At 36.5% G+C, this 11,414-nt stretch carries 10 protein-coding genes; 7 read left to right on the plus strand and 3 right to left on the minus strand.

Annotated elements, in window-relative coordinates; all coding sequences use genetic code 11:
* Positions 1 to 143 precede the first annotated feature (143 nt).
* Both C8N46_RS11490 and C8N46_RS11495 read left to right on the plus strand, forming a co-directional pair.
* Positions 144 to 2,594, plus strand: a complete 2,451-nt coding sequence (locus C8N46_RS11490) for a T9SS type A sorting domain-containing protein (protein WP_108115051.1) — start codon at positions 144 to 146, stop codon at positions 2,592 to 2,594.
* A 72-nt stretch (positions 2,595 to 2,666) separates the two neighbouring features.
* The gene (locus tag C8N46_RS11495; RefSeq protein WP_108115052.1) at positions 2,667 to 3,461 is read left to right on the plus strand and encodes a T9SS type A sorting domain-containing protein; all 795 of its coding nucleotides are present in this window, start codon (positions 2,667 to 2,669) and stop codon (positions 3,459 to 3,461) included.
* Positions 3,462 to 4,265: 804 nt separating this feature from the next.
* Here the strand turns inward: C8N46_RS11495 and purE are convergent.
* Together purE and C8N46_RS11505 are read right to left on the minus strand one after the other, a co-directional pair.
* Positions 4,266 to 4,751 carry a 5-(carboxyamino)imidazole ribonucleotide mutase gene (gene purE / locus C8N46_RS11500; protein WP_108115053.1) on the minus strand — a complete coding sequence of 162 codons (486 nt, stop codon included), beginning with the start codon at positions 4,749 to 4,751 and terminating at the stop codon, positions 4,266 to 4,268.
* Between the two features lies 1 nt (position 4,752).
* On the minus strand, positions 4,753 to 5,907 hold the full coding sequence (locus tag C8N46_RS11505; RefSeq protein ID WP_108115054.1) for a 5-(carboxyamino)imidazole ribonucleotide synthase: 1,155 nt from the start codon (positions 5,905 to 5,907) through the stop codon (positions 4,753 to 4,755).
* Positions 5,908 to 6,043: 136 nt separating this feature from the next.
* On the opposite strand from C8N46_RS11505, the gene C8N46_RS11510 reads away from it, so the two are divergent.
* The 5 genes from C8N46_RS11510 (at position 6,044) to C8N46_RS11530 (ending at position 10,293) form a co-directional block, all read left to right on the plus strand.
* Complete coding sequence (locus C8N46_RS11510; RefSeq protein ID WP_108115055.1) at positions 6,044 to 7,150, plus strand: adenylate kinase; 1,107 nt, start codon at positions 6,044 to 6,046, stop codon at positions 7,148 to 7,150.
* Positions 7,140 to 7,946 (plus strand): DUF3050 domain-containing protein, encoded by an 807-nt coding sequence (locus C8N46_RS11515; RefSeq protein WP_108115056.1) that lies wholly within the window; start codon positions 7,140 to 7,142, stop codon positions 7,944 to 7,946. The genes C8N46_RS11510 and C8N46_RS11515 overlap by 11 nt, the downstream gene beginning before the upstream one ends.
* Positions 7,947 to 8,057: 111 nt before the next feature.
* A complete protein-coding gene (obgE, locus tag C8N46_RS11520; protein WP_108115057.1) occupies positions 8,058 to 9,056 on the plus strand; it encodes a GTPase ObgE in 999 nt (332 codons plus the stop codon).
* A 61-nt stretch (positions 9,057 to 9,117) separates the two neighbouring features.
* Positions 9,118 to 9,558 (plus strand): hypothetical protein, encoded by a 441-nt coding sequence (locus tag C8N46_RS11525; protein WP_108115058.1) that lies wholly within the window; start codon positions 9,118 to 9,120, stop codon positions 9,556 to 9,558.
* A gap of 48 nt (positions 9,559 to 9,606) precedes the next feature.
* Positions 9,607 to 10,293 carry a Type 1 glutamine amidotransferase-like domain-containing protein gene (locus tag C8N46_RS11530; RefSeq protein WP_108115059.1) on the plus strand — a complete coding sequence of 229 codons (687 nt, stop codon included), beginning with the start codon at positions 9,607 to 9,609 and terminating at the stop codon, positions 10,291 to 10,293.
* A 391-nt stretch (positions 10,294 to 10,684) separates the two neighbouring features.
* Here the strand turns inward: C8N46_RS11530 and C8N46_RS11535 are convergent, their stop codons facing one another.
* Positions 10,685 to 11,359, minus strand: coding sequence for a T9SS type A sorting domain-containing protein (locus tag C8N46_RS11535; protein WP_108115060.1), 675 nt, complete (start codon positions 11,357 to 11,359; stop codon positions 10,685 to 10,687).
* Between the last annotated feature and the right edge of the window lie 55 nt (positions 11,360 to 11,414).

The raw sequence follows: 11,414 nt of genomic DNA on the forward strand, positions 1-11,414 counted from the left end.
TATCGATTTTAACTCTACAACTCTGTAAGAAAAAACTATATTCGAAGGATATTCGTAGATTTAAAAATCAGGTCTGCTTTTTTTAAAAAAGTTGAGAAACCAAAGATAAAAAAATTACGTATAAAAACGATAAATACTACCGAATGAAAAAGAGTTTGTTTTTACTGAGTATTGTGCTATTTTTCACACTTGTCTCAGTAGCACAGCCGCCGAATGATGGTTATTATTTAGATGGAGTTAACGATTATATTGAATTGATTGATTCTGACAATATCAATACGACAATTGTTAACAACAGAACCATTGAAGGCTATTTTAAGGTTGATGATGCTACTAACAGGCAAGTCATTTATAAAGAAGGAGGCGGTTCAAGAGGAATCGTTATTTATGTTGAAAATAATTATATAGTTGTTGGCGGATATAACCGATCGAACAGCGATTACACACCACGATGGGATGGAACATATTTTAGAGAACCTATCAGTAATGGCACTTGGTATCATGTGGCATTGGTGTTTGATAATGTTTCGACTCCTGTAAATAATCCAATTGCTGCTTCTGACAATACCAACTTAAAATGGTATTTGGATGGAACACTGATGGACTCCAGAGCAGGTTTTGAAATTAGAGGACATTCTGGAGATGTCAATTTAGGACGTTCCGATTCTAATTTTCGATATCCTAATTGTACTTCTTGGACTACTGGTGGAAGTTCAGAATACTGTTTTGATTCAAACAGTCAATCCAACGCAAACAACTATTTTGGAGGAAATATTTGGGGATTCAGAATTTGGGACGATGTACGAACCGCTACAGAAATTGACACCAATAAAGACGTACTCATCACTTCCGTCGGAACTGATGGTTTGGTTGCTGCACTGGATGGTGATACCATTTCTTATTTAAATGATAGCAATGCCGTTACAACAGCTTCTGCAAGTAACAAAACGGTCATTACGTGGTCAACAACCGCAGCGACTACAAGTTGGACAACTGACTCCAATTGGGTTGGTGGCGTTGCTCCAGATGCGACAAAATTGGAATCGGTTATCATTCCTTCGTCAGCGAGTAATTATCCTGTGTTAACGGCGCACACTGTGGTTGGAGAACTAACAGTAAGTGCATCTGCTAGCATTACTGTAAATGCTGGCGCTACACTAGATGTATATTACGACATTACCAATAACGGAACAATTACCATTGAAAATGATGGCGCATTGCTCGCGCGTGAAAATATTCCCGTAAAAGGAACAGGAAACTTTATTGTAAAGCGAGATTCTCCAAATTATACTGACCGATATTTTTATTCGTATTGGTCTACACCTGTTGATGAAACCAGTTCTGTAATTGCTACAATTTTTCCGAATGTTGGCGGCTATGACTATTATTGGGATGCTTCTTCAACAAATGCATTTTGGAATAATAATCACACCAATATGGAAGTCGGGCGTGGCTATGCGTTTAGAGCGAATCACTTTAATGTAGAAACTGCCATTTTTGATGGAACTGTAAACAATGGAGACATCACAGAGCCTGTTTTTTACACCAATGACCCAAATTCAGGAGAATCTGGCTATAATATCATCGGAAATCCGTATCCATCAGCTATTGATTGGCAACAGTTTCACGCAGACAATGCTGACGAAATTGAAGGAACTGTCTATTATTGGAGACAAACCGATGCACCTGTAGGTGACAATTTAGCGTCCGATTACATAGAATATAACAATACAGGTTCCAATCCATTAGGAGCTGCTAATGGAAATATTGGCGTAGCGCAAGGTTTTGCAGTACAGGCGAAAAGTACAGGAAGTGGCTCGGTAACATTTAAAAACGCACACAGATTAGTTGCTAACAATACACAGTTTTTTAGAGCGAACAGTAGCGATGTTGCCTTTACTACAGAATCTACAGCTACAAGCAACAGCGCAACAGACGGACGTTTGTCACTGCGCTTGGCTGGAAACGGATTGTATGTAACGCAATTACTAGGCTTTATCCCGCAAGGAACTACAAATTTTGACGATTTATACGATGGAACATTCATCAATGAAGGTGCAGGAATTGAATTTTATTCGTTTTTGGCTACGAACAAACTATCGATTCAAGCTTTGCCAGAATTGAACAATACTGATGTGGAAGTTCCTTTAGGATATCAAGTGCTTTCCAGCGGAACATATACATTGTCTATTGATGTAGAATATCTTTCGCAAGATTTTGATATTATTCTAGAAGATAGATACCAAGGTACATTTACCGATTTACGTCAAACAGCTTACACATTTACAACAAGTCCCACCGAAGAAAATGATCGTTTCTTTTTAAATATTCAATACAGAAATACATTAAGCATTGACGATGTTCAGATTGCAGAAGATGAAGTACAAGTTTTAATCAGTGGAAACACTTTACAAACCATCACCAAGCGTACTGATATGGAAACGATTGTATTGTATGATATTTCTGGAAAGCAATTATTACAGCGTGAATATGCTAGTAACATCATACTGCCACAATTAGCGAAAGGTGTGTATATTGTGCAATATACCACTGAAAATGGAGCTGTGTTGACTAGAAAAATTTTGAAGCCGTAACAAATCACGGAAGAGATTCGATTATTTACGTATTATTGTTGTAGAGATTTATGGACCCCAAACCGCTCTATCATGAAAACAAAATTGGTCACTTTTGGACTATTTTTTGTCGTTTGTATGTCGTTACATAGTCAAATTCATATTGAAAATGCTAGCAAACGCACAGACAGCATCACCAAAAATGTAGAAAGCAGTCCCACCGATGGACGAATTTCGTTACGATTGGCTGGAAACGGCTCTTTTGTGACCATTTTGATAGGTTTTATTCCTGAAGGAACGGTTAACTTTGATGATGGTTATGATGGTTCGTTTATCAATGATGGACAAGCAATTGAATTTTATTCTTTTTTGGGTGCGATGCGATTGTCCATTCAAGCCTTACCAGAACTGACAAATGTGGATATGCAAGTTCCGTTAGGCTACGAACTAACGTCCGATGGAGATTATACGATATCTATTGATGCAGAATTTTTAGATCCAAACTTCGATATCATTCTTGAAGATAGTCATCAAAATGTATTTACGGATTTACGCCAAACAGGATATACGTTTTCAGGAATTACAGGAGAAACACATGATCGTTTTTTTCTAAATTTGGTATATCGGAACACGCTAAGCCTTGATGAATTCACAGAAGCTTCTCAAGCTATTCATGCCTATTTTTCTGGAAATTATTTAAAATTACATACCAAACGCACCGATATTTCCAAAGTGACTGTATATACAACAATAGGTAAACAACTACTTACGAGTGATTTTGCACAAAAAATCATGCTTCCAAACCTTTCCAACGGAGTTTACATTGTACGTTTCACTACTACATCAGGAACACAAATCACTCAAAAAATCAAAAAACAAACCATCTAATCACACTTTATCGATAAAAATTGTATTTCATCGATTTCTCAAAGAAATTTTTTTGCCATTCTTCTAACGGTTAGATAATTAGGAATTTTGTCCTGTTGATTTAGTAGTAAGATATTTTTTTTCATGGTTTAACAATAATATACGTAACCTACTTGACACATTTAGTACAATGTTGATAGCCCTAATTAACTGTATTATAATTAAAATGGATTGGTTGATGAAAGCCCTTTAAATTCTTTAAAGGGTTTTTTTATGCGCTAAATTGAAGCTACAATGAGCCTAAAAAGGCAAAAAAATGTCTTTTATCGAAAAGTTGTAGCGTTTCAACGGAAAAACAAATTTTCATCTCCTAAAAAAGACGGAAACATTTACAATACAATACATTTGAAACATCATTACAAACTGGTTTATCCGATTTATTCTGGGGTAAAAAAATGATTAATAATATGGTAGGTTAGTTTTATTTTTAGATAGTTTGTAAGATCACAAAAGCCGCTTTAAAGCGGCTTTTGATGTTTTTATACGTTACTCGAAGTAAACTTTATATGTCAAAGCAGTAGTTTTATCTTTTCCTGCGGTTTTATATTCTCCTTAAAGAGAAAAACAAAAACACCTCTGGAAATCGTAGATTCATGAGTTCCTTTATTTAAAATAGAAAACTCACGAACTAAAAGTGCCCTTTCTTTTGTTTCTTTTCTTTGGGCAAGCAAAGAATAAGAAAATAAAGAACTTAAAATCTAGTTGTTTACGTTTTTGTTATTGAAAAAAAATTTTTAGAATAAAAATTTATATCGAATAGGCGCTTTATTTAGCAACTTTCTTAGCGCCTTCAATCACTTTCTGTTTCAAACCTTCTTTGTATACTAAAATTTTATCCAACACACACTTATCAGAACTTCCGATAATCTGTGCTGCTAAAATTCCAGCATTCTTTGCGCCATCTAATGCAACAGTTGCTACAGGAACGCCGCCAGGCATTTGCAAAATGGACAATACAGAATCCCAACCGTCAATTGAATTTCTAGATTTTACAGGCACACCAATCACAGGTAGTGGAGACAAGGAAGCCACCATGCCAGGTAAGTGTGCTGCGCCACCAGCGCCCGCAATAATCACACTGATGCCGCGCGTGTGTGCATTTTTTCCATAGTCAAACAACTTCTCAGGAGTTCGATGTGCGGATACAATATCGACTTCAATTTCAATATCAAAACCTTCCAAAATATCGATTGCTTCTTGCATTATAGGAAGATCGCTAGTACTTCCCATAATAATTCCCACTTTTGCCATATTATTTGCTAATTACGTTGATTGTTTGTTTTACTTCCGCTGCTACTTTTCGTGCTGCTGCCACATCTTCGTTTACAATAGTTACATGTCCCATTTTACGAAACGGACGTGTTTGTTTTTTTCCATAAATATGTGGTGTTACACCTTCCATTTGCATGATTTTCTCAATATTTTCATAGACTACATCACCTGTATGACCTTCGGCGCCCACTAAATTGACCATAATTCCCGCGACTTTACTTTCGGTTTTTCCTAACGGAAGATTCAAAATAGCACGTACATGTTGTTCAAATTGATCTGTATAGCTTGCTTCAATGCTGTAATGTCCGCTATTATGTGGTCTTGGTGCGACTTCATTAACTAAAATTTCATCGTTTTGGGTTTGAAACATCTCCACAGCTAAAATTCCCGTATGCTGAAACGCTTCTGACACTTGCAACGCGACTTTTCTAGCTTTTTCTTCAATTTCTTGAGGAATTCGTGCTGGACAAATTACATATTCTACCTGATTGGCTTCTGGGTGAAACTCCATTTCGACCACAGGATAGGTTTTCATTTCGCCTGAAACATTTCGCGCTACAATCACAGCAAGTTCATTCTTAAAATCAATCATTTTCTCTGCCATACACTCTACATTGGGCAACGTTTCCAAATCTTCTACCGTACGTATCACTTTTACGCCGTTTCCGTCATAGCCAAATTGCGTGCTTTTCCACACAAACGGAATGGAAATAACGTCGTTTTCTACACTGTGTATCAATTCTTCCAATGACATATAAATTGAAAAAGGTGCTGTCGGAATGTTGTTTTTTTGATAAAAAAGCTTCTGAACTCCTTTATTTTGAATCGTTTGTAAGGTTTTTGGAGAAGGATATACCTGTACACCTTCATCTTCCAATTTTTGCAAAGCATCGACGTTTACGTGTTCAATTTCGAACGTTAATACATCTACTTTTTTTCCAAAATTATACACCGTATTAAAGTCCATCAAATCACCTTGATGAAATTCGTTACAAGCAATTTTACACGGAGCTTCGGCACTTGGATCTAAGACCGAAGTATATATATCAAACTTTCGCGTAGCGTACAACATCATTTTTCCTAATTGTCCGCCACCTAGAATTCCCAATTTAAAATCAGAGGAGAAATAATTCATCAGTTTTTACATTTTTGACAAAAGTACAAATCTAAACTCGTAAAAGTAAATTCGTTAAAATCAATTTGTATCTTTGCACCTTTAAAAGCATTTTGAGCTGCAATTTGGCAGAAATTCATAGAAAAAGAACAAAAGCGTGATCAAATTACACGATAAATATTTCAAGAAATTCATCTCTCAAGAACAAATTCAAGAAGCTGTTGCGAAAATGGCGATGGAAATTGCCAAAGATGTCAAAGAAGAGCAACCTATCTTCGTTGGAATTTTGAACGGTGTTTTTATGTTTTTTGCTGATTTTATGAAAGTTTACAATTATCCGTGCGAAATGACTTTTGTAAAATTATCATCCTATCATGGAACCTCTTCTTCGGGCGAAATTAAAGAGCTGATTGGGCTTTCGCAAGATATTGAAGGAAGAACGGTGATTGTTTTGGAAGATATTATCGACACGGGAAACACACTCGACGAATTGCACGCGATTTTTAAGGCAAAAAAAGTAAAAGACTTTAAAATTGGAACTTTATTTTTTAAGCCAGAAGCTTATCAAAAACAACACAAAATAGATTATATCGGAATGGAAATTCCCAACGAATTCATTGTCGGGTACGGACTCGATTATGACGAATTGGGAAGAAATCTACCCGAAGTATACCAATTACACACAAACAACATGATTAATTTAATTTTATTCGGAAAGCCAGGTGCTGGAAAAGGAACACAGGCAAATTTCTTAAAAGAAAAATACAATTTAGTGCATATCTCAACAGGAGATGTGTTTCGATACAACATAAAAAACGGAACAGAATTAGGCGTTTTAGCAAAATCCTATATTGATAAAGGCGATTTGGTTCCTGACGAAGTAACGATTAACATGTTGCAAGCGGAAGTGGAGAAAAACCCAGAGGCGAACGGATTTATCTTTGATGGTTTCCCAAGAACCACCGCGCAAGCCGAAGCACTCGATAATTTCCTAACAACAAAAGACATGGGAATTTCTGCAACAATCGCATTAGAAGCAGATGATGAAATTTTGATTCAACGTTTGCTAGAGCGTGGAAAAGTAAGTGGAAGAGCAGACGATCAAGACGAAGCTAAAATTAGAAATCGTTTTGACGAATACAATCAAAAAACGGCTCCGTTGATTGATTTTTACAAGAAGCAAAACAAATTTCACAGTGTGAACGGAATCGGAACGATTGAAGAAATCACTGTGCGTTTAAGTTCAGTTATTGATGAATTATAACAACGAAATTTACATACAAAAATTACAACAAGAATTGGCGCCGCTGCAACAACAAATCGTGGCGCATTCTTTATACAACAACGTGAATTCTGTAGCCGCGTTGAATACGTTTATGGAGTATCACGTTTTTGCGGTATTTGATTTTATGTCACTGCTCAAAGCATTGCAACTTCATCTCACGCAAACAAACGTGCCGTGGACACCGAAAGGAAATCCTGCTACGCGTCGTTTTATCAACGAAATTGTTTTTGGTGAAGAAAGCGATGTCGATAAAGACGGAAAACCGTTGAGTCACTACGAAATGTATGTAGAAGCGATGGAAGCTTCTGGAGCCAATACAAAGACAATTCAAGAGTGTATATTACATATTGAAAACGGTCAAAATATTGCGGAAAGTCTTGAAGCAGTCAACGCAACAAAAGCGGTTCAGGAATTTGTCAACTTTACGTTTTCTATCATACAAACACAGGAAGTCCATAAAATTGCAGCGGTTTTTACCTTTGGTCGCGAAGATTTAATTCCGAATATGTTTTTAGAAATGGTGAAAGGAATTGATCAAAAAGGAATTGATGTCAATTTGGATAAATTTATTTATTATTTAGAACGACATATTGAATTGGACGGTGACGAACACGGACCTTTGGCATTGCAGATGGTACAAGAACTGTGCGGTTCAGACGTTCAAAAATGGCAAGATTGTATCGAAGTCAGTAAACAAGCGTTGCAACACAGAATCAATCTCTGGACAGCCATTGAAACCAAAATAGTGCGACACTTGCAACGAGAATTTGCATAGTCAACTACTTCGGGGCAAGCTCATAAAGCATTCCGTAGCAACTATTAAAAATATTTCTACGCAAGCGTCGGAGCATTATAAATCTCGATTATCGAGTAAAACAACGAAAAAATGACAGAAGGGAATTTTGTAGATTATGTAAAAATGCATTTGACTTCCGGAAACGGAGGAAAAGGCTCTATGCACTTATTGCGCGAAAAATACAACGCAAAAGGCGGTCCTGATGGCGGAGATGGCGGACGTGGCGGACATATCATCGTACGCGGAAATCAAAACCTTTGGACGCTGTTTCACTACAAATTGAAACGACACTTCAAAGCAGGTCACGGCGAACATGGAAGTGGAAATCGTAGTACGGGAGCTGATGGCGAAGATATCTATTTAGATGTTCCGTTGGGAACGGTAGTTCGTGATAAAGAAACCAATACGATTCTTTTTGAAATTACCGAACACGGCGAGGAAAAAATCATTGCTAAAGGAGGAAAAGGCGGACGCGGAAACTGGCATTTTAAATCGTCCACAAACCAAACACCACGCTATGCGCAACCTGGCATTCCTGGTGAAGAAATTGACGTGATTTTTGAATTGAAAGTCTTAGCAGATGTCGGTTTGGTAGGATTTCCGAATGCTGGAAAATCTACGCTGTTGTCTGTAATCACTTCGGCAAAACCTAAAATTGGCGATTATGAGTTTACGACCTTAAAACCAAATTTAGGCATTGTAGAATACCGCGATTTCAAATCGTTTGTCATGGCAGACATTCCTGGAATCATTGAAGGAGCTGCGGAAGGAAAAGGTTTGGGACATTACTTTTTGCGTCATATAGAGCGAAATTCGACCTTGCTATTTTTAATTCCTGCCGACAGCGCCGATATTTCCAAAGAATACGACATCTTACTCAACGAATTAAAAAAATACAATCCCGAATTGTTAGATAAAGAACGTTTTATCGCCATTTCAAAATCAGACATGTTAGACGACGAACTGAAAGCCGAAATGCGCGTTGAATTGGATAAAGATTTAAGCGTTCCGTACATGTTTATTTCTTCTGTAGCACAACAAGGCATTATGGAGTTGAAAGACAAACTCTGGGAAATGTTAAACAAATAATAATGAGCGACTTTTGAGTCGCTTTTTTTGTATCTTTTTTCAAAATAAATCATCAATCATCATGAATATTCATAGTTTCAAAACACTTTTTGTTTGTCTTTTTTTAGTTGGGATTCAATTAAGTTTCGCACAAAAAGATGAACGTATTTCTACCATAGATTTTGTGCAGATTGTGGATAACAATAGAGAAGAAGCATTGTTTTATTACGAACACAACTGGAAAATTTTACGATTACTAGCAATGAAGCAAAAGTATATTTCTTCGTTTGAAATTATGGAAACATCGTATTCGGAAGAAGCGCCGTTTCATCTCATGTTGATTACAACATACACCAACAAAGAACAATACGAACAACGCGAAGAACATTTTCAAGAACTCATCAAACAAAAAGGAAAGCTAGAACTATTAAACGATAAAAAACCGCCACAATTCCGAAAAAATATATTCCGCAAAGAAAATGTGCAGCATTTGTCTGAGGGAATTTCGGTGATAAAACATTAGCACAGTTTCTCGTAAAATCTTTAAATTGTCTTACCAAAAAACAACACCATGAAACCAACATTATTTGTCTACGGCGGACAAGTCAATCAAGAATTTGTAAAATACACCGCAAGACTCACAGGAAAACCAAAACCACGAATTTGCTTTTTACCAACTGCCACAGGCGATGCGCCTTGGTATATTGAATATTGGTATGAATTGTGTCACAACATCGAAGTGGAACCGCATGTGCTTAAAATTTGGATTAGTTCCAGTTCGCAGGATTGGGATTTTGAAGACTATTTAATGGAAATGGACGCTATTATTGTCGGTGGCGGCAATACACTCAACATGATGACCTTGCTCAAAGCACACGAAATTGACAAAGCGTTGATGAAAGCGTATAAAAGTGGAATCATTTTAGCTGGAGGAAGTGCAGGTTCATTGTGTTGGTTTAATGGCGGATTTACAGATTCACGACCAAAACAACTCACCTTTGTTGAAGGCTTCAATTTCTTGCCGTACAGTCACTGTCCACATTACCATTCCGAAGCGTCGCGACGTCCGTTGTATCATCAAAATATTGCCAAGGAAATCTTAACCGATGGCTATGCGTGTGATGATTTGGCAGGCATTGTTTTTGAAAATGAAAAACCAGTCAAAGCCATTGCGTTAAACGAAAACCATCATTCGTATTACGTGTACAAAAAGGACGGTGAAGTAGTGGAAGAACGTTTGGATGCGGAGATTATTTAGTTTTTTATGTTGAATTTTTAGTTGCTTCTAAGTCTATACTTGTCAACCTACAAACTATGGAAAATCATAGCTGTTCTCGATACAACGAACTTGCGTTCGTCACTCGAACTGACGTCTTGTGGAGCTTGAGATATAAGTAGTGAGTATTGAGATTTTTTCAATCAAAAATCAAAAATCAGCAATCAACAATCGTTAATCAAAATCGTCACTTCGAGTGAAATCTTGAAGAGGTTTTGTATCGAGAAGTACTTTGAAATTAAAATTTTGAATGTTGGATGCTGAATTTTAAATTACGCTAAACTCTTAAACTTATAAACCTATAAACTCCAAAGAGCAAACAATAAACCATTGGTACATTTTCAAATTATCAAATTGGCACATTAAAAAAAACTTACAATCTCATAGCTTTCTTTGTTTCCAATACCTTACCATCAGCAGTAATTTTGATTAAATAAATGCCTTTTGGTTGTTTTGACAAATCAATTTGCGGAAGTTTGGATAATTGTGTGTACGTATTTGATTGTAATAACTGTCCGTTCAAATTAAACACTTCTGTAGTGAGTTGCGTGTAATTTTCATGCAGCTGTAGCTGAAACAATCCAGTTGCGGAAGGATTGGGAAAAAGTGAATTCAATCGTTCTTCTCCTTGAATTCGTTTAAAATTGGATGAAGTTTCTTTTTCAATTTCGGTTCCGACACAGCCAAAACAACAGCAACACAATTTTACACAATGAATAGTTCCCCCATAACCAACAACTTCAACGGTATCCATTTTTTCCCAACTATATAAAAGATTGACTTTTATTTCTTTTGCATCACTTACGGGAATTTCTTTTGTTTCAAAACCTAAATAGGAAATTTCTAAAATATCGTTTGGTTCCACTTCAATAGCAAAGCGTCCGTGTTTGTTGGTAATGGTGCCGTTTTTAGAATTTTTCACAATCACATTCGCGTCCGCCAATACGTTTTTTTCTTCGTCATAAATAGTTCCTGTCAATGTACGTTTCTGCGCAAAGCAAGTGATGGAAATACTGAAAAATAAAGTAAAAAGTAATATTCGTTTCATATTTTTTTGGTTTGATTATGATTCAAAACTAGCAGAAACAGCAATTGTAAAAAAG

The organism is Kordia periserrulae (assembly GCF_003054265.1).
In the GTDB taxonomy this organism is placed as follows: Bacteria; Bacteroidota; Bacteroidia; order Flavobacteriales; family Flavobacteriaceae; genus Kordia; species Kordia periserrulae.